Below are 18,779 nucleotides of genomic sequence, written 5' to 3'. Positions count from 1 at the left end.
GGATTGCGGGCGGCTATTCACGTTGATCGCACAATGCAGGGTCGGCCATCGACCCGGACGCATCGAGCCGCGAATGCGAAAACGAAGGCCCAAACCCTACCCCTGGTTGAAGGTGCCCCGCGACCAGGCTCGCCGACACGTCCAGAGGCATGGTCATGCCTATGAGCCAAAGTAAGTGCCATTCGTATTAAGGCAATGCTTATATGGACGTCTCCCAGAAAGCAAGTGTCGGCATGGTGAAGTTTCAACGGGGTAGCAGTCTTATATACGGCCTTTGGTGCCGGCGGCCTCAAAAGTGAAGTGAAGTAAATGCGCCGCCGCATTTGCCGACTGCTGCTTCACCTCATCCAGCGTCTGGCCTTGCGGGGGTCATTCGTTCGACCAAGCCGGTAGCCGAGCTGCCCATGAGTGGCATGGCCGCCATGCTGGGGCTGGCGAGCAGAACTTGAATTTAATTGGAATCTGACCTTGATTTCCCCGCCGGTCATCGAGCGGCAGGACTTCGGTCACGCGTAGGACGCTGGTTCAATGGACACCCCAGTCGCTGCCCCAGGAGCGGTATTCCTTGTCCACCAGCAGGGTCCAAGTCGCGATCAGGACGATCACCGCCCCGAGCGCCACCATGACCAGCCGGTTCTCGCGTTCAAGCGCGTACTGCAGCATCCAGGGCGACATGATCAGCCAGATGCCGAGCGCGGCCTCGGTCCATTCCTCCCAGGGGCGCGGCACGAGGATCGCCCCCATGGCGGCGGCGATCAGCGCCAAGCCGATCACAACGGCGTTCGCGCTTGCCGCCATTGAATCGGTGAAACCTAGCCACCAAGGCGACAGCATGACGACCAAGCCCACCAAGGCATTGACCACATCCTGCCAATGCCGAAGTTTCAGTTGCTTCATGGAACACCTCCTGTCGCCAGAGTCGATCAGCCCGCGACGTAAGTTGGAATCCGCCACGAAGCACTTGGTTCCTGGCCCCGCACGCTGCGGATATCCGCGACTTCCGCATCGGAAAACCGAATGCATCAGAGCCCTGCTGATGGGCGGGGTCGTTATGCAGCGGCTGATCGCTGCATTGCGATAGCATCGTGCATGAGTACCCATTATGAGAGCGTCCACATCGCCTCGCTTTACCCCGATGCCTTCCATGTGGCCGCCCCCGCTTTAACCGTGGGGCGCGAAGTGTGGCCGCGCCAACCGGGTGTTTTTATCCGCGCGGCCCAAGCCAAGGAAACCGAAGAGGCCGAACAGGCCGCAGACGCCGACAAGCCCCCGCGTGAGCTGTCCCGTGAGCTGGTGGCCGGGCAATTTGGCCTGGTGCCACGTTGGGTCAAATCTGCTTCCGATGCCAAGCTGCGTTCGACCAAGCTGGTCAATGCACGGTCAGAAACAGTGACCACGTCCAACAACTTCCGCGAGGCCTGGTTGGCCGGGCAGCGCTGCATCGTGCCGATGAGGGCTTTTATGGAAGACGACTGGCGCAGTGGCAAGGCCGTGCCCACCCGCATTGCCCGGGTGGACGGCGAGCCCATGGGTGTGGCGGGCTTGTGGGAAAGCTGGACGGGGGCTGAGGGCGAGGCCATCATCAGCTACACCTTGCTCACCGTGAACGCCAACAGCCACGCTCTGATGAGCCGCTACCAACAGCCCGGCAATGAAAAACGCATGTTGGTGATCTTGAACGAGGGTGCCTACGACGCATGGCTGAGCACCCGCCCAGAGAAGGCCCGAGAGTTCATGCGGGCCTACCCGGCCAACTGGCTGACAGCCAACCCGGTTGAGAAAAGCCGCTGATCGGCGGTTGGGACAGCCACTGAGCGAGGATCACGTGATCCGCTGCGTCATAGCCAATGCAGCCCGGGTCGTTGCGTCGCCTCAAAAAGCAAGGAGCTTGATCGCGACTTAATTGGAATCTGACCCCGGATTCCCGCGAAGAAGCCTTCCGCATGAACGACGGCGGCTGGGAAGGGCAGATGAAAAATATCCAGAAATATGTCTCCCCGCAGTAAGGCACCCAGTAAGGCGCCCGAAACACTGTCACCGCAACCCGGCCCCGCAGGCGTGTTCGCCGCGCTGGGCGATGAAACCCGCTTGCGCCTGGTGGCCGTACTGTGTGTGGGCGGCGCCGTGTCGATTGCCCAACTGACCTCCACCACCGACATCACCCGCCAGGCCGTGACCAAGCACTTGCATGTGCTGGCCGATGCGGGCCTGGTGCATCACGTGAAGGTGGGGCGGGAACGGCTGTGGCAGTTTGACCCGAAGCAACTGGATGAGGCGCGTCGCTCGCTGGAGTTGATTGCGCAGCAGTGGGATCAGGCGCTGGGGATATTGAAGCGTTCCGTGGAAAAAAGCTAAGCAGTTGTTGCGAAGTGATCCACCCTGCTCCGGCAGGTCGGCACCTGGAATTGATTGTTCACGACTTGCTAGTCTTACTGTGTCACAAGCGCAGCCTTACGTTTACGCGCAGGCAGCAAGGGCAACGAGGCAGCGTCGCGAGCAAGGCTGCGGCGATACGCAGCCGCAAGGTTGTCATGGACGATGGGACGTGGCGCTGCGTGCGCTGGGCTTCCGCGAGGTTTGTAATGCGTGGGTAGGGCAGGTTCCGAGCGGCAGGCGGAGTTTTTTTTACCGGCGCCCTCTGGGTGCCGTAGCTGTTGGACCATCAGGAACCCGTAGGCCGCGATGCTCAGGCTCGCGTGGTGGTGAAACCCCCGCCAGCCCCGGCCTTCGTAGTGGCCGAGCCCCAGTTCCTGCTTAAGGTCCTGGTAGTCGCGCTCGATGCGCCAGCGCATCTTGGCTTCGAACACCATGCGCTGCAGCGGCACATCCTCGGGCAACGTGGACAGCCAGTACTTCATAGGTTCACGGTGGCCTTCGGGCCACTCGATGAGCAGCCACTGCTCGGGGCGCAACTGCGTGCGCTCACGGTCCCGATGGGCGGCACGCACCCGAACCCGGGCAAATCGGGATCGCAGGGTGAAGTTGGTGCCTTCGCGCCACTCAACGGTCTGCCACTGCGAGGGCGGCAGATCGACCGCCAGTTCCTTGACCGACTGCGGCCGCTGCCGCCTGGCCTCGCCCAGGCGCTGCCTGTTGGGCACCGCGCCGCGGCCGCTGTATGCCTCGGGCGGCAGTGGCGCGTGCCCCGGTGGCCACACCGTGACCTGACCGGTCACGCCCACTACATAGGGCAGACCCAACTCACTCAGGCGTTCACGGAATGCCGTCTCCACCCCATAGCCGGCATCGGCCAGCACGCAGTGTCGGGGCGCGCCTTGCTCCATCAGGCGCTCGATCTGAGACAGTGCGATCGTCGGCTTGGTGGCGAATTGCACGTCAGGCGGAACGCCCGCCTTCTCACGCCGCGGCTTGTCGTCTGCCCACTCTTTGGGCAGGTACAAGCTCCAGGCGACAGGCACGCTGCCGTTCTGGCAGGCCAGCGAGACGCTGACTGCCACTTGGCAGTTGTCCTGCTTGCCCAACATGCCGCAGTACTGCCGGGCCACGCCGACCGAGTGGCGCCCCTGCTTGGGGAAACCTGTGTCGTCGATGATCCACCAGCCACCATCGCTGAAGTCCATTGCAGGCACCACCCACTGCGCAACCCGCAACAGCATCTGCGCGTCCGACCACGCGGAATCGGCCACAAAGTGATGCAGCGACTGATGGCGAGAACGCGTCGTCGCGGGCGCCAGGTGCGCCGCCATCGGTTCCACGCTCTTGCGCTTCAGAGGCGCCATCAGGCCAGAACAATAGCCGCGCAAGCCGGCATGCCGATCTGCGTGGCCCAAGCCCTCACTCAGGTGGGCCATGTACCGATCAAACTCGCGCAGTTCGTCCATCAGGCGCACCTTTCACTTTAAGAAGTATTGGCAACGCCTTTATTTATAACACAGTAAGACTAGGGAGCTTTACCTCAAAGGTCACGTCGCAATATGGCACTCCGTTGATTATTGCTTTGTCCTCGCTCTGGGTAACCTTTATTGAGCCTCCAAAGACTTCGTCGACTACAACTCTAAGCACAGACAACCCAAGGCCTGAGCCTTCCTTTTTTGACCTTACAGCATTTTCTCCGCGGACCCCGGGCGAAAAGATGTCAGGGAGTTCTGCTTCGGTGATTCGTGGTCCTCGAGAAGTAACAGAGCAAAAAATAGATTGGGCTCCGTCATTGCAAACTATTTGAACTGGACATTTATCTGGCGAATACTTGACTGCGTTATCTAAAAGTAAATAAGGAACGAGATCAAATATGGGTGGACCATAAGTGCTCTTTGTGGATGAACCGCTTATCGAAAAATCTATCCCTCGTTTGTAGGCCGTAACTCGAAAACATCGTTGCACCTTGTCAAATTTTCTATAGACGTAGATGTCACCGCGAGTGACATTTTTAGTGTTTGGATTCGCGATGAACTCCATGAAGTCGATCCGCCCCCGCAAAAGTTCAGAAAGACTCACGACGCTTTTTGCAAGAGATGCAGAGCTGACTCTATGAGAAAAATCAGTTTCTAATAAATCCTGAAGTTCGAATGCCGTGTTGTACAAGGCAGAATTGATACGCCCTGTAGGTCGCACAATATTATTGGGAACTCTTGAAGTTGATCAATTTTGTGGATGTCGGTGTAAGTGACAATTTGAAATTGGTTGTTTTTCAAGTTATGTTCAGGCGCAAACGGTTGGTCGTCTATCACCGCGATCTGTACTGATTTGCGCAGTTCTGCAGGTGAACGAAGACGTGCTACGAGCGTCTTGTCATGTTGCAAATCGATCAGCGACTTGGGCTTGGGAAAGCAAAAAACGTACATTTGAAACCCCTTTATTTTTGGAACACTTCAATGCAACTCGCTTTTGTTGTCTGCGGTTGGCTCGAGCTTATCGAAGGAAAGAGTCTTTCATACCTGGTCAAGTCAGTGACAAGGTACCCATGCCGCTCAAACTGAAAGCGCTGGCCGGCAGGGACATTGGCCAGTGAAGGTTCTATATACGCCGCCATCACCTTCAAGCTGTCCGGATTCAGCTCTTTCAGAAAATCCTTGTCGCCTGTGCCGGGATGCGTTTTCTTGAAGAGGCGGTCATACAGGCGCACTTTGGCCCGCTCCGCATCGTTGTTCCTGCCCAGACGATCATGCCCGTGGCAGTTCATTCTGCAGTTACGGCGCGCAACGTTCATGCAGTCGGTGTTCCGGCCAAATCCTTGAACACCTGTTGCAGCACTTTTGGTTTCAACTCTGCAATGGTGATCAGAGTACGGGCCGCGCCAGACGGTTGTCGGCGGCCTTGTTCCCAGTCTTGCAGAGTGCGCACCGAGACACCCAGCAGTTCGGCAAACTGGGCCTGCGACAGTCCGGACTTCATGCGGGCATGGGTTACCGGCGGAACTTCGACTCGCGCCACTACCTTGCCTTTGCCAGCTTTCATTTCGCGCACGGACTGCAGCAGTTCTGCGCCGAGGTTGCGCTTCGCGTCGCGATTGGCCAGTTGTTTGTCAGTCATCGGCATCTTCAATCTCCTGTTTCAGAACCCGCAGCACGGCTGCGGGAATGCTGTCTTGTGTGCTCTTGGCGTAGATCAGGAGCAGCCAGATTTCGCCGTTTGCAAGACGGTTGAAATACACCACACGCACACCGCCGCGCTTTCCCGTGCCTTTGCGTGACCACCGAACCTTGCGCACGCCACCAGAACCAGGAACCACGTCGCCCGCATCGGGCGCCAATGCAAGCCAGGTGGCGAACTCACCCCGCTCTTCTTCGGTCCAGTAGTCTGGCCACAGGCGCTGGAATGTCGGCGTTTCTACAATGGTCAGCACGAATGCCTCTCCCTCGCTCTTTGTTTTTTAATGATTATACGGCAATGCCGTATTTAAAATGATGCATTGTTGAGGTGCATGGCGACAGGGCAAAAAAAAAGCGGCTCGCCGAGCCGCTGTAGACGGGGGTTTATTTCCCCCAACTGTCTTTCATCCCCGTCACCCGATTGAACACGGTTTTCCCCGGCTTGTGGTCAACCAAGTCTGTGACAAAGTACCCATGCCGCTCAAACTGAAAACGTTGGCCAGCTGGCACGTTTGCCAGTGAAGGCTCCACATACGCCGTCACCACCTTCAGGCTGTCCGGGTTCAGCTCTTCCATAAAGTCCTTCTCGCCCGTGCCGGGGTGCGCTTCCTTGAAGAGGCGGTCATAGAGGCGCACTTCCGCCTGCACCGCGTCGTTCACGCCCACCCAGGTGATCACGCCCTTGACCTTGATGGCGTCTGAGCCGGGCGTGCCGCTCTTGGTGTCGGGGATCAGCGTGGCCTGCACTTCGGTGACCTGGCCGTTGGCGTCGCGGGTAGCTCCGGTGCATTCGATGACGTGGCCGTATTTCAGGCGCACCTTGTTGCCCGGGAATAAACGGAAGAAGCCTTTGGGCGGCGTCTCTTCAAAGTCGGTGCGTTCAATCCACACCTCTTTGCCGATCTTGAAGTTGCGCTTGCCCAGCTCGGGGTGGTGCGGGTGCACGGGGGCGCTGCAGTCGTCGAGCTTGCCTGCGCCCATGACCGTGTCCCAATTGGTCAGCACCAGCTTGACGGGGTCGAGCACGGCCATGGCGCGGGGGGCGATGGGGTCTAGTGTGTCGCGCAGGGCGCCTTCGAGCGTGCTGTAGTCAATCCAGCTGTCGCTTTTCGTCACACCGATGCGTTCGGCAAAGAGCTGAATCGCTTCGGGGGTGTAGCCGCGGCGGCGGAGGCCGACGATGGTGGGCATGCGGGGGTCGTCCCAACCCTTGACCTTGTGGTCGTACACCAGTTGCGCGAGTTTGCGCTTGCTGGTGAGCACGTAGGTGAGGTTGAGGCGGGCAAATTCGTACTGGTGCGGGTGCGGGGTGGCAACCAGGCCGCCTTCGCACAGGCGGTCGAGCAGCCAGTCGTAAAACGGGCGCTGGTCTTCAAACTCGAGCGTGCACAGGCTGTGGGTGATCTGCTCCAGTGCGTCCTCGATGGGGTGCGCAAAGGTGTACATGGGGTAAATGCACCATTTGTCGCCGGTGTTGTGGTGCGTGGCGCGGCGAATGCGGTAGATGGCCGGGTCGCGCATATTGATGTTGGGGCTGGCCATGTCGATCTTGGCGCGCAGCACCATGGAGCCGTCTTCATGCAGGCCGTCACGCATTTCGCGAAAGCGGGCCAGGTTTTGCTCGGGCGTGCGGCTGCGAAAGGGGCTGTCGGTGCCGGGGTGGGCAAAGTCGCCGCGATTGATGCGTATTTGTTCCACGGTCTGCTCGTCCACGTAGGCGTGGCCGGCTTCGATCAGGTATTCGGCGGCGCGGTACATGAAGTCGAAGTAGTCGCTGGCCTGGTAGAGGTTGGACTCCTGGCCTGTCGGGCCATTGTTTTCCCAGCCAAAGCCCAGCCATTTCACCGCGTCAATGATGCTGTTGACGTATTCGGTGTCTTCTTTTTCGGGGTTGGTGTCGTCAAAGCGCAGGTGGCATACGCCGCCGTAGTCGCGCGCCAGGCCGAAGTTCAGGCAAATGCTCTTGGCGTGGCCGATGTGCAGGTAGCCGTTGGGTTCGGGCGGAAAGCGCAGGCGCACCCTGGCCGGATCGGGCTGGCCGGTGGCGTGGTGGGCGGCATCGCCGGGGCCGCCGCCCCAGCGGCGGGTGGCATACGTGCCTTCGGCCAGGTCTTTTTCAATGATCTGGCGCAAAAAGTTGCTGGGCTTGTGGGCTTCTTTGTCGGCGGGGGCTGCGGCAGCAGTGCCCTTGGGGCCAGCTTTGGAGGGGGCGGGGGAGGTCATGCGTTGATTTTAGGCGGTTGGGCAAAGCGTTACGTTTGGCTACTTTCTTAACTGTGCATGCGGTAAGCCGTTACCGGTATCCAGCGTTTAATAAACACATGGGCATTCCATGCCTTTAAGGAGAAAGACAATGAAGACAGCCATCAAGACAAACCGCTCCGTAGCCCTGGCCGGCGCCGCTGCCGCCTTGGCCGTGGCCGCCTTGGGATTTGCCGGGGCTGCCCAGGCCAGAGACGACGTGTACTGGTCGGTGGGCGTGGGCTCACCCGGTGTGTCGGTGAACGTGGGCAACGCCTACCCGGTGTACACGCCGGCACCCGTGTATGTGCAGCCTGCACCGGTTTATTACCAGCCGGCGCCCGTTTATGTACGGCCCGCACCGGTGTTTGTGCAACCCCGCCCTTACTACTATGGCCCGCCGCAAGTGGTTTATGTCCAGCCCGGCCATCGCGGCTGGCATAAAAGGCATGGCCATGACCGCGACGACGACGGCTACCGGGGTGGATATGGTTACCGCCAGGGTTATGCCCCGGTTTACTACCAGCGTTGATATCTATCGCTGATAGCCGTGTTGATCCGGTCTGAATCGGAACCGGATCAGAACCGGATCAAGCCTGAATCAAAAAAAGCCTGCTTCGTGCAGGCTTTTTTATGGGTGCAGCCGAAGTCGGTGCAGGCATTCATGCCTTTGTCGGCTGGCGTCCATCAAAGCTCCAGGACCCGGCGCCCGCAGCGCCGACGCAGAGCAGACCACCCATGATGGCGACGTTCTTCAGAAAGTGATTCAACTGGTTCTGGTAGGCAGGGGCTTCCGCAGCCCAGAAGGCATGAAAGATCACGGCTGCCAGGCCTGTGAAGACCAGCAGGGCCCATGCCGCATACCGGACACGCCAGCCCGCAATCAGGGCAAGGCCACCGGCCACCTCCAGCGCAATGGTGGCCATGAGCAGCATTTCGGCGGCGGGCAGGCCTTTGGATGTCATGAAAGCAGCGATACCGGCGAACCGCCCGATCTTGGCGAGACCGGAGATGAGGAACAAGGCGCCCAGCAGGGTACGGCCCAGCATGAGACTGAGTGCAGGGTTGATTGCTGAGTTGAGTGCAGAGTTGTTGTGCGTCATTGATGTCTCCATTGCGTTTCTTGAATAGGGTGAATAGGGTGAGGGTGGGCTGTCTACTGTTCCAGGGTGATGCCGCGCTCGCGGATCAGTTGGTGCCACTTCTTCGTTTCGGCGAAGGTGTACACCGACATCAAGGCTGCGTCACTGGGAACGGATTCCCAGGCGGCCTCCTCGAGTTTCTTGCGGATGCCTGGGTTATTGACGGCTGCCTGCATTTCCAGAGAAAGCTTTTGCCGAATGTCGTTTGGCGTGCTGGCGGGAACCACCATGCCCTGCCATGCATAGGCTTCAACATCCTTGTAGCCCAACTCGATCATGGTGGGTACGTCGGGCAGCTGCGAAACACGTTTTGCCGAAAACGCCACCAGCGGCACCAGCTTGCCGGCCTTGATGGCGCTCATGCCGGTCGACGTGTCCACAATCATCAGGGGTATCTGGCCGCCCATGGCGTCCTGCATGGCGGGCGCAGCCCCGCGGTATGGAACGTGCACCGCGAAAGCCGCTGTTCGCGTTTTGAAGAGTTCCATGGCCAGGTGGTGAGGGCTGCCGTTTCCTGGTGAACCATAGTTCAGCTTGCCGGGATTTTTCTTGAGGACGTCCATCAGCTCCCGGGCATTCCGGATCCCGGCATTGGGCGCGGCAACAATCAGCAGCGGTGTCCGCGCCATCAGGCCGAGGGGCGCGAAGTCACGCTCGGGATCGTATGGCAGGCGCTTGTAGAGCGCCGGGTTGTAGATCAGCACACCGTTATCTGCGGTGAAGAGGGTGTAGCCATCGCCCGGCGATCTGGCTGTAGCTTCGGCTCCAATGATGGCGCCGGCGCCGGCCCGGTTATCGATGATCACCGGTTGGCCCAGTTGCACAGACATCTGGGCCGCCACGGTGCGCGCCAGGAAGTCCGAGCCGCCCCCGGCGGGATAACCCACGATCCATTTCACGGGCTTGCTGGGGAAGCTCTGGGTCGGGGCCTGGGCCTGGGCGCTGACGGACACCGCGATGGCGGTTAGCAGCATGGCGAGGCGGCTCCCGAAATTGAGATAAGGCATGGTTGTCTCCTGCAGGGCGTTTGAAATATTGAATGAGATTGAGCGAGGCGTTTCGTACGCGATGCGAGTAGAAGACAATCTGGCTTATTATTCAATCAACTTTTTCATATCAACTTATTACGTAATCCGATTAATCCGATGAATGTGACCTTGCGTCAATTACGTGCCTTTGTGGCTGTCGCGAAGTCCGCGAGCTTTACCGAGGCGGCCAGCCAACTGCACATCACCCAGTCGGCGCTGAGCGGGTTGATCAAGGAACTGGAGCACGTGCTGGGCGTGCAGGTGGTTTACCGCAGCACGCGCAAAGTGCAGCTGTCCGAGGTCGGCAGCGAGTTCTTGCCTCTGGCCACACGCATCCTGCAGGACCTTGATGAGGCGTACCACGCGATCCATGACCTGAAGGCCTTGAAGAGTGGTGTTGTCCGGGTCGCTGCGCCGCAGCTCATGGCCTGTACGCTGATGCCCGACGCCATCGCGGCATTCAACCGGAAATACCCGGCGGTGCAGATTCGACTTTCGGACTGCGCGGTGGAGGCGGTGCAGTCCAAAGTGCACAGTGGCGAAGTCGATTTCGCCATTGGGCCGGAACGGGAGGTATCACCTGAAATCGCGGTACACAGCCTGTTCGAAATACCGTTTGTCGCGGTATTTCCGCCGGATCATCCGCTGGGTAAATTGAAGCGCGTGACCTGGACAGATATTTCCCAATATCCGCTGATTTCCCTGCAGGGGGAATACACGCAGAGGCTAAGTGCGGATCTGCAGGCCGCATCCGGCAGCCTGACGCTGAGTCCCGACATGGAAGTCACCTTCATGACCACGGCGCTCAGCATGGTGAGTGCCGGACTGGGGGTGACGACCTGCCTGCCGTATGCCACGTCGCTACTCAATCTTTACGGACTGCAAACCCGTTTGCTGCAGGCGCCCACGCTCAGACGGAAGTTTTACCTGCTGACCAAGAAAGACCGCCCGCTGTCACCGGCGGCCCAGGGATTTTCAGACTTTTTGCTGGCGTACGTGATGCAGCAGAAGTGGAGCGCAGACCGGAGCGTGCAAGCCGAAACAAAGGCCGCTGCAAAGGCCGCTACAAGGGCCGCCACTCCTGGGGCGCGCTCACCCAATTCTCATCCGAAGTGAGTCGTCATTGTTCAAGCTGCTTTCCAGAAAATGTAGTCGGCCTGGTAGGGCAGCGTCAGCTTGTCGCCCAGGTCGGCTTGCGTGCAGGCCTTGCTCAGGTCCTGTCCGCCTTTGGTTTTGATGCGCTGGATGTAGGTGACGTTTTGCAGCACACCGGCGGCGGGGCCGGGCGAGCCTTTGGACAACTGCTGCGGGAGGTTGGTGGCACCCCGGCGCGGTGCAATGGCTACCTGCTCGCCAACAACGCTGGAGCCGTCCATGTGCGTCCAGGTGGCGGGTGGGCCGGCGTATTTTGCGACCTGCTTGCCGGTGCGGTCGAGCAGGTCAGCCTGCGGGCTCACCAGCACCCAGCCCATGGTGCCGGCCGTGGTGGCGTTGGCCTTGCATTCATAGTTGAGCAGGCCGGTCGCGGTGGTCTCCAGCGCGACGACGTTGCCGGGCGGCACCTGGATTTGATCATCCAGCCGCTCTTGCGTGTATTCCTTCGGAGGCGGCTTGACGCCGGCGCAGGCCGCCAGCAACACGGCGGTGCCGGTGACCATGGCCACAGTGACTGCAGCAGTTTTGCTGTACGCCCACAGGGTGTTGTGTGTGCTTTTCATGGGAGTCCTCAGGTTGTTGACCTGTTGCCAAGTACACCCTGAAACCATGTAAGAAACTGTAGGACGCTGCGCTAAGCCATTGCGGGATGCAGGCGCTGCCCTATGCCCGTTTATGCCTTGATGCCTATAGCAACAAGCAACAACAAGCACTGGCAATAAAACAGGCGCTTATAAAAAAGCCCGGGAGCCGCTATTGCCCGAAGCGCGGGCCCTTGCGCAGGAACTCTTCTTCCTCGGGTGTGTTGACGCGCCCCAAGGCCGTGTTGCGGTAGGGAAAGCGGCCAAAGCGGGCAATGATGGCCTGGTGCTGGCGGGCATAGTCGAGGTGGCCTTGCATGCGCTGCTTCAGCCTGTCGGGCGCCTCTGCCACCAGCCGCGAAAAGCGGGCGATGCATTCATCCTGCAGGGCCAGGTCTTCTGCGTGCATCAGCGGCATGTAGGTGAACACGCGGGCCACCCAGGGCAGTTGCTGGTCGGCCTGATGGGCCAGCGTATCCAGCACCAGTTGCTGGGCGCGTGCGTCGCCCGCAAAGGCCTGGGCGCTTGCGCGAAACACGTTGCGGGTGAACTGGTCGAGCAATATCACCAGGGCCAGCCGGTGCAAGGGCTGCTGCTCCCAGTCCTGCAGCCCGCCGCCTATCGCCTGTACGACCTGCGCGCCAAAGCGCGTCCTGATTTCCTCATCCAGCGCGGCGCCACCGCCAAACCAGCGTTTGCCGAGGTCCGGCGTGGGCCAGCCGCCTGCCGTGCCGCCTTCCAGGCCGTCGGCCAGCCAGAATTCAAGCACGCTGGCGGGCGTGGCCTGGCCGACATTTTGTGGTGGCGTGTTACCTGAAGTTGCGGGTGTGGGCTCGGTCATGACGTGTTCAGCTTAACCGCAATGCCCCTCAGGACGGCGGGCGATAATCGGGCTCAAATTTCAGGAGCCCTCCTAGTGGACATTGCACTGTTGATCAAAGCCGCCATCATGGGGGTCGTTGAAGGTTTAACCGAGTTTCTTCCCATTTCTTCCACTGGACACCTCATCCTTGCGGGTGCATTGCTGGGTTTTGACGACGACAAGGCCAAGGTGTTTGACATCGCCATACAGACCGGCGCCATCTTTGCCGTCATTTTGGTGTACTGGCAAAAAATCCGCGACACGCTGGTGGCGCTTCCGACTGAAAAGCAGGCGCAGCAATTTGCGTTGAACGTGCTGGTGGCTTTTGTGCCGGCCGTGGTGTTGGGCCTGCTGTTTGGCAAGGCCATTCAGGCACATCTGTTTACGCCAGTGGTGGTGGCCAGCACCTTTGTCATTGGCGGCTTCATCATCCTGTGGGCGGAAAAGCGCCAGGAGCGCAACCCGGCCGTCGCACGCATTCATGAAGTCGAGGCCATGACGGTGATGGATGCGCTCAAGGTCGGGCTGGTGCAGTGCCTGGCCATGATCCCGGGCACCAGCCGCAGCGGCGCCACCATCATTGGCGGCATGTTGCTGGGGCTGTCGCGCAAGGCCGCGACCGATTTTTCTTTTTACCTGGCCATTCCCACGCTGATTGGCGCGGGCGTCTACAGCCTGTACAAGGAGCGTGCGCTGCTGTCCGTGGCTGATGTGCCCCTGTTCATGGTGGGGCTGGTGTTTTCTTTTGTTAGCGCGTGGCTGTGCATACGCTGGCTGTTGCGCTACATCTCCAGCCACAGCTTTGTGCCGTTTGCCTGGTACCGCATTGCCTTTGGTGTGGTCGTGCTGGCCACCGCGTGGAGCGGTGTGGTGACCTGGACCCCCTGAGCATTCCGCACCGTCCCCCTCGTTTTTTTGACGGGTCCGCCAGCAATGGCAGGGCCCGTTTTTCTTTGGGGCGGGGATTAGGGCCGGGATTTCGGTTGAGGTTGGCTGGGGTTGGGTTGGGAACTCGCGCCGCATGCAGCTGCTGCGCTCTTAGCTGCCGTGCACTTTTCAAAATTCAGGGTAAGCCCTTGGATTGATGCGCCGTGTCGCCGGTAGAATGACCACTATATAGACAGCATGTCCACAATATGGATGTTTAGGAGGCTTGCATGCCCGTTGATACGACCGACCCTTCCCCACTGATGCCCTATCAATTTCCGAACCCGGCGGCTGCCTTGCCGGAGATCGTGGTCCAGCACGCCATTCCGACCGATGAGCGGCTGTGGGTTCCGCAAGCTGAAAACGTGTGGTTTCGCCCGCTGTGCCTGAATGCCAGCCAGGGCTACTGGATGAACCTGTTGCGCGTGCGCAAGTCCGGCGTGCTCAGCCGCCACCGCCATCCGCAGGCCGTGCATGGCTTTGTGCTGAAGGGCCGCTGGCGTTACCTGGAGCACGACTGGGAGGCCACCGAAGGCAGCTATGTCTTTGAGCCGCCGGGTGAGACCCACACGCTTTACGTGCCGGAAGACGTGGAAGAAATGATCACCTACTTCCAGGTCAATGGCGTCATGTACTACACCGACCCGTACGGCAAGGGCATGGGCTACGAAGACGTGTTCACCAAGATCGAGATGTGCAACAAGCACTTCGAGAGCGTCGGCCTCGGCGCCGACTACACCAAGCAGTTCATCCGCTGACCATGGCTTACGCAACAGCGCAGTACGATTTTGCGGGCAGCGTGGCGGTGGTCACGGGCGGGGCCAGCGGCATTGGCGCCGAGGTGGCGCGGCAACTGCAGGCGAGTGGCGCCACGGTGGTCAGCTGGGACTTGTCTGCGCCGGATGACACCGGCACAGCCTTGCGCGTCGATGTGACCGACCGGCAGGGCGTGGAGCGCGCCGCGCTGCAAACCAGCGCGCGCTGGGGCCGTATCGACTTCCTGGTCAACAGCGCCGGTTTTGCCGGCCCCACGGTGCCGCTGGATGCCTACGACCCGGATGCATGGACGCGCATTGTCGAGGTCAACCTGGTGGGCGTGTTCAATGTGTGCCGCGCGGTGGTGCCGCACATGCGCAAAGCCGGGCAGGGCCGCATCGTCAACATCGCCTCGCTGGCCGGCAAGGAGGGCACGCCCAATGCTTCGGCCTACAGCGCGGCCAAGGCGGGTGTGCTGGCGCTGACCAAATCGCTGGGCAAGGAACTGGCGACCACCGGCATTCTGGTCAACGCGATTGCGCCAGCCGCGGTGCGCACGCCCATCCTGGCGCAGATGGCGCCCGAGCATGTGCAGACCATGATCAACAAAAGCCCGATGCAACGCCTGGGCGAAACGCCCGAAGTTGCCGAGATGGTGGCCTGGCTGTGCTCGGGCTCCTGCACCTTCAATACCGGGGCGGTTTTTGACCTCTCCGGCGGGCGCGCCACCTACTGAGTCGATACGTTTTTCAACCACAACAGGAGACCTTTACATGAAGATGATCAACAAGCTCACACGTCGTCGCTTTGCCGCGGCAGCCCTGCTGCCTGCCGCCCTGGCCCTTACCGCGGGCCTGACAGGCAACGCTGGGGCGCAAGTGCGCGACTTCCCCAACCACGCCATTGAGCTGGTCGTGCCCTTCCAGCCGGGCGGCGGCACCGATGCGCTGGCGCGCGCCTTTGCTGACGCTTCGCGCAAACACATGCCGCAGAGTGTGGTCATCGTCAACAAGCCCGGCGCCAGCGGCGCCATCGGCTGGCAGGACGTCATCAATGCCAAACCCGACGGCTACAAACTGGCGGTGGTCACGGTGGAGGTCACCACGCTGCCGCACATGGGCCTGGCCAAGTTCACCTACGACGACTTCACGCCGATTGCCCGCCTGAACGCCGACCAGGCCGCCATCACCGTGCGCGCCGATGCGCCCTGGAACACCATCGAAGAGTTCCTCGCGGCCGCCCGCAAAGACAGCGGCACGGTGGGCGTGGGCAATGCGGGCAATGGCTCGATCTGGCACCTGGCAGCGGCCGCGCTGGAAGACAAGACCAATGTGAAGTTCAACCACATCCCCTACCAGGGCGCTGGCCCGGCCGTGCTGGCGCTGCTGGGCGGGCATGTGGACTCGGTGGCCGTGAGCCCTGCGGAAGTGACGACCTACGTGCAGGCCGGCAAGCTGAAAACCCTGGCCGTCATGGCGGACCAGCGCGTCAAGGGTTTTGAGAAAGTGCCCACGCTGAAGGAGCGCAACATCGACCTGACCATTGGCACCTGGCGCGGCATTGCGGCGCCCAAAAACACGCCGCCAGAAGTCGTGGCCTACCTCAAGTCCGTGACGCTCAAGGCCGCCAATGAGCCGGCATTCCGCGAGGTGCTGGAAAAACAGAACCTGGGCTTTGCCTATGCCGACGAAGCGGCCTTCAAAGCCAACATGGCCAAAGACAGCGCTTACTTCAAGACGCTGATGGCCAAGCTGAACATCAAGAACTAGGGTTTAGCCAAAATTTGTAACTACTCAGCTCGATGCGTGCGACACGGTTTTCTTGCTCCCTCGCCCTTTGGGAGAGGCTTGGGGTGAGGGCCAGCGGCGTATAAAAAGCTTCAGTCTTTTGCATCGGTCGCGGCCCCCATCCCAGCCCCACGTGTTGCAGTGAGACACTGCGACCCTTCGCCCCGTCCAAGTCCGCGCAGGCGGACTCGGAGCCGTGGGCTTCAGCCCCAAAGGCGGGAAGGCGTAAAACGGGGAAGCATCGCTGTTCAAGACAAGAAGGACTGAGTAGTTACCAAAATCTTGAGAAAGATTTGTAACTACTCAGCTCAATGCGTACGATGCGCTTTTCTTGCTCCCTCGCCCTTTGGGAGAGGGTTGGGGTGAGGGCCGGCGGCGTATAAAAAGCTTCAGTCTTTTGCATCGGTCGCGGCCCCCATCCCAGCCTCACGTGTTGCAGTGAGACACTGCGACGTGGCTCTCCTGCGCTGGCGAGGCTGCTTTTACACCTATCCGACAACCCAGGAATCCCCATGACTTATCAGGCAGCACTCTTCAAAGGCAAGCGGGCGTTGGTCGCCGGTGCGACGCAGGGCATAGGCGCCGTGATTGCCAACCACCTCGCGGCGCTGGGCGCCGAGGTCACGGCCCTCGGGCTGGGGCCGGGCGACGGCACGCTGGACGCGGCGGTCGCCGTGCGGCAGGCCGATGTGACGTCGGCTCAGAGCCTGGACGCGGCGCTGGCCGGCCTGGACCAGCTCGACATCGTCTTCAACTGCGCGGGCATCATCAAGCGCGGCGCCGAGCATGACCTGGAGGTGTTCGAGCAGGTGCTGGCCGTCAACCTGACCGGCACCATGCGGGTCTGCACCGCCACGCGCGAACGGCTCAAAGCCAGCCGCGGCTGCATCGTTAACACCGCCTCCATGCTGAGCTTCTTTGGCGGCGGGCTGGTGCCGGGCTATGCGGCCAGCAAGGGCGGGGTGGCACAGCTCACCAAGTCGCTGGCCATTGCCTATGCGGCCGACGGTATCCGTGTCAATGCCATCGCGCCCGGCTGGATTGCCACACCGCTCACGCAGGCGCTGCAGGACGACCCGGCGCGCGCCGGCCCCATCCTGGCGCGCACACCGCTGGGCCGTTGGGGCACGCCGGCCGATGTGGCCCAGGCCGCCATGTTCCTGTGCACGCCGGCGGCGGCGTTCATGACCGGCGTGATCCTGCCGGTTGATGGGGGCTACATGGTGTCCTGATGGGTCTCCTGACGCGTTGCGGGCCGGGCCAGCAGGGATAATCCTTTTTGTTCATCAGCCCTCACCGCACATCGCCCTGCCCATGCCCGCTTCCCGACCACCTTCCGCTGTAACCAAGCCTGCCCTGGCCCAAGTGGCGGGCACGGCGTCGTTTTCGAAGTTCATGCACGTGCTGCAGCTGGTGGCTGATTCGACCGAGCCGCTCAACGTCGGCGCCTTGATGCGGGCCAGCGGTTATCCGCGCCCGACGGTGCATCGCATCGTTGCAGCCTTGCTGGCCGAGCGGCTGCTGGTAGAGAACACGCGCAGTGCTTCCCTTGCACTGGGCCCGCGACTCATCCAGCTGGCCAGCCGCAGCTGGGGCCGTTCGGAACTCCGACTGGCGGCCGTGGACGAACTCAAGCGCCTGCGCGATGTCACGGGCGAGACCGTGCACCTGGCGGTACCCAACGGCACCAGCATGGTGTACATCGAAAAACTCGAGAGCCCGAGCGCGGTACGCATGGCCTCGCGCATAGGCACCAGCGTGTCACTGCATTCCACGGCGGTGGGCAAAGCCTATATGGCCGCGCTGAACGCAGCCACGCTGAACCCCTTGCTTGAAAATTTACCCATGCCGCGCTACACACCCAGCACCGTGGTCGAGCTGGCGGATCTGCAGGCACAACTGCGGCTCACGCGGGAGCGGGGCTGGTCGGTGGACGGCGAAGAAAACGAAGCCGGTATTTTTTGCTTCGGCGCGGCCATCCTGGGCAGCCACGGGGAGCCGGTGGCGGCGATCAGCGTCAGCACGCTGATGTTCAGGCAGAAGGACAATCCCGAGCAGGCTTATGTGGCGCCGCTGCTGGAGGCTTGCCGTGCGATTTCGGCGCGGATTGCGGAAACGCCTGAGCTTTCTGCTGCGGATATTTTGTAGGTGTTCTTTTGCTGAGGGCTGAGGCCGGGACTCGCCCCGGCGGGCGACTCACTTTCTCTTGCGTCGCCAAGAGAAAAGTAAGCAAAGAGAAGGCGACCCGAAGTCTGGGTCCCTTCGCTGCGCTACGGGCAACCTGCGCTGCTCGACTCCGGCGGGGGTCCGCAGAACTCGCCTGCGGCTCAAACAACTGCGGCCCTGATCCCGCCTCCATCTGTGCTGCTCGGCCCAGCCACACGGGTGGGGAGCGGATAGCAATACAAAATACACAAATACCAAGACCACAAGGACACGCCATGGCGTGTCCTTGCTTGTCTTCGGTGTCCGGTTTGTGGTTTTTGGCTGTTTTTCTTCAACCCCTTCTGTCTGCGCCGAGGAGCGCAGGGCCAGGCGGATCAGGGATCGCGATTGTCTGAGCCGCAGGCGAGTTGAGCGAGACCCCGCCTGGACCGAGATTGGTATGGACGCCTTCCTCTTTGATTTCGGCGCCGCAATCGAACCGGGGGTGGGACCTCGCATCGAACGGCATCGAGTGCCAAAGTGGAGTTCTTACCAACCACTTCAGACGGAGGTCCCGCCATGAATGCTACAACTTACGGTGTCGCG

Annotated in this window: 21 protein-coding genes and 1 pseudogene; 11 read left to right on the top strand and 11 right to left on the bottom strand. The window is 60.9% G+C overall.

Going from position 1 to position 18,779, the window contains the following annotated elements; genetic code table 11:
* Positions 1-175, top strand: a pseudogene (locus AC1DS5_RS24765) (IS4 family transposase); the annotation flags it as partial.
* A gap of 350 nt (positions 176-525) precedes the next feature.
* Here the strand turns inward: AC1DS5_RS24765 and AC1DS5_RS24760 are convergent.
* Positions 526-897, bottom strand: a complete 372-nt coding sequence (locus AC1DS5_RS24760; protein ID WP_477720896.1) for an SPW repeat protein — start codon at positions 895-897, stop codon at positions 526-528.
* A 192-nt stretch (positions 898-1,089) separates the two neighbouring features.
* On the opposite strand from AC1DS5_RS24760, the gene AC1DS5_RS24755 reads away from it, so the two are divergent.
* Positions 1,090-1,791 (top strand): SOS response-associated peptidase, encoded by a 702-nt coding sequence (locus tag AC1DS5_RS24755; RefSeq protein ID WP_477720895.1) that lies wholly within the window; start codon positions 1,090-1,092, stop codon positions 1,789-1,791.
* 198 nt (positions 1,792-1,989) lie between these two features.
* Entirely contained in the window at positions 1,990-2,355 is a 366-nt protein-coding gene (locus AC1DS5_RS24750) for an ArsR/SmtB family transcription factor (protein ID WP_477720894.1), read from the top strand.
* A gap of 74 nt (positions 2,356-2,429) precedes the next feature.
* On the opposite strand, the gene AC1DS5_RS24745 is transcribed toward AC1DS5_RS24750, so the two are convergent.
* The 6 genes from AC1DS5_RS24745 to AC1DS5_RS24720 all read right to left on the bottom strand — a co-directional run bounded on the left by AC1DS5_RS24745 (position 2,430) and on the right by AC1DS5_RS24720 (position 7,772).
* Positions 2,430-3,842 (bottom strand): IS701 family transposase, encoded by a 1,413-nt coding sequence (locus tag AC1DS5_RS24745; RefSeq protein WP_477720893.1) that lies wholly within the window; start codon positions 3,840-3,842, stop codon positions 2,430-2,432.
* Between the two features lie 43 nt (positions 3,843-3,885).
* A complete protein-coding gene (locus AC1DS5_RS24740) occupies positions 3,886-4,416 on the bottom strand; it encodes a sensor histidine kinase (protein WP_477720897.1) in 531 nt (176 codons plus the stop codon).
* Positions 4,417-4,813: 397 nt separating this feature from the next.
* On the bottom strand, positions 4,814-5,167 hold the full coding sequence (locus tag AC1DS5_RS24735; RefSeq protein ID WP_477720892.1) for a hypothetical protein: 354 nt from the start codon (positions 5,165-5,167) through the stop codon (positions 4,814-4,816).
* A complete protein-coding gene (locus tag AC1DS5_RS24730) occupies positions 5,164-5,496 on the bottom strand; it encodes a helix-turn-helix domain-containing protein (RefSeq protein WP_477720891.1) in 333 nt (110 codons plus the stop codon). Before AC1DS5_RS24730 ends, AC1DS5_RS24735 begins: the two co-directional genes overlap by 4 nt.
* Complete coding sequence (locus AC1DS5_RS24725) at positions 5,483-5,803, bottom strand: transcriptional regulator (protein WP_477720890.1); 321 nt, start codon at positions 5,801-5,803, stop codon at positions 5,483-5,485. The genes AC1DS5_RS24730 and AC1DS5_RS24725 overlap by 14 nt, the downstream gene beginning before the upstream one ends.
* Before the next feature lie 130 nt (positions 5,804-5,933).
* Positions 5,934-7,772, bottom strand: a complete 1,839-nt coding sequence (locus AC1DS5_RS24720; RefSeq protein ID WP_477720889.1) for a glutamine--tRNA ligase/YqeY domain fusion protein — start codon at positions 7,770-7,772, stop codon at positions 5,934-5,936.
* 130 nt (positions 7,773-7,902) lie between these two features.
* Between AC1DS5_RS24720 and AC1DS5_RS24715 the strand changes: the two genes are divergently transcribed.
* On the top strand, positions 7,903-8,322 hold the full coding sequence (locus tag AC1DS5_RS24715; RefSeq protein WP_477720888.1) for a hypothetical protein: 420 nt from the start codon (positions 7,903-7,905) through the stop codon (positions 8,320-8,322).
* A 130-nt stretch (positions 8,323-8,452) separates the two neighbouring features.
* On the opposite strand, the gene AC1DS5_RS24710 is transcribed toward AC1DS5_RS24715, so the two are convergent.
* A complete protein-coding gene (locus AC1DS5_RS24710; RefSeq protein ID WP_477720887.1) occupies positions 8,453-8,893 on the bottom strand; it encodes a DoxX family protein in 441 nt (146 codons plus the stop codon).
* Between the two features lie 53 nt (positions 8,894-8,946).
* A complete protein-coding gene (locus AC1DS5_RS24705) occupies positions 8,947-9,939 on the bottom strand; it encodes a Bug family tripartite tricarboxylate transporter substrate binding protein (RefSeq protein ID WP_477720886.1) in 993 nt (330 codons plus the stop codon).
* Positions 9,940-10,077: 138 nt separating this feature from the next.
* On the opposite strand from AC1DS5_RS24705, the gene AC1DS5_RS24700 reads away from it, so the two are divergent.
* Entirely contained in the window at positions 10,078-11,076 is a 999-nt protein-coding gene (locus tag AC1DS5_RS24700) for a LysR family transcriptional regulator (RefSeq protein WP_477720885.1), read from the top strand.
* A gap of 11 nt (positions 11,077-11,087) precedes the next feature.
* Here the strand turns inward: AC1DS5_RS24700 and AC1DS5_RS24695 are convergent, their stop codons facing one another.
* A complete protein-coding gene (locus AC1DS5_RS24695; RefSeq protein ID WP_477720884.1) occupies positions 11,088-11,678 on the bottom strand; it encodes a DUF3455 domain-containing protein in 591 nt (196 codons plus the stop codon).
* 190 nt (positions 11,679-11,868) lie between these two features.
* Positions 11,869-12,537 (bottom strand): DUF924 family protein, encoded by a 669-nt coding sequence (locus AC1DS5_RS24690; RefSeq protein ID WP_477720883.1) that lies wholly within the window; start codon positions 12,535-12,537, stop codon positions 11,869-11,871.
* Positions 12,538-12,612: 75 nt separating this feature from the next.
* Here AC1DS5_RS24690 and AC1DS5_RS24685 point away from each other — a divergent pair, with 75 nt between their 5' ends.
* From AC1DS5_RS24685 to AC1DS5_RS24660, 6 genes are all read left to right on the top strand, one after another.
* Positions 12,613-13,446 (top strand): undecaprenyl-diphosphate phosphatase, encoded by an 834-nt coding sequence (locus AC1DS5_RS24685; RefSeq protein ID WP_477720882.1) that lies wholly within the window; start codon positions 12,613-12,615, stop codon positions 13,444-13,446.
* Between the two features lie 269 nt (positions 13,447-13,715).
* Positions 13,716-14,243, top strand: a complete 528-nt coding sequence (locus AC1DS5_RS24680) for a 2,4'-dihydroxyacetophenone dioxygenase family protein (RefSeq protein ID WP_477720881.1) — start codon at positions 13,716-13,718, stop codon at positions 14,241-14,243.
* Positions 14,244-14,245: 2 nt separating this feature from the next.
* A complete protein-coding gene (locus AC1DS5_RS24675) occupies positions 14,246-14,977 on the top strand; it encodes an SDR family NAD(P)-dependent oxidoreductase (RefSeq protein ID WP_477720880.1) in 732 nt (243 codons plus the stop codon).
* A gap of 37 nt (positions 14,978-15,014) precedes the next feature.
* On the top strand, positions 15,015-16,010 hold the full coding sequence (locus AC1DS5_RS24670) for a tripartite tricarboxylate transporter substrate binding protein (RefSeq protein WP_477720879.1): 996 nt from the start codon (positions 15,015-15,017) through the stop codon (positions 16,008-16,010).
* Positions 16,011-16,540: 530 nt separating this feature from the next.
* Positions 16,541-17,260 (top strand): SDR family NAD(P)-dependent oxidoreductase, encoded by a 720-nt coding sequence (locus AC1DS5_RS24665; RefSeq protein WP_477720878.1) that lies wholly within the window; start codon positions 16,541-16,543, stop codon positions 17,258-17,260.
* Between the two features lie 82 nt (positions 17,261-17,342).
* On the top strand, positions 17,343-18,176 hold the full coding sequence (locus tag AC1DS5_RS24660; protein ID WP_477720877.1) for an IclR family transcriptional regulator: 834 nt from the start codon (positions 17,343-17,345) through the stop codon (positions 18,174-18,176).
* Positions 18,177-18,779 lie beyond the last annotated feature (603 nt).

Source organism: Polaromonas sp. P4_H1, from assembly GCF_056400945.1.
Note: the sequence above shows the minus strand (reverse complement) of the source record. Positions and strands in the feature narration are given on the sequence as shown.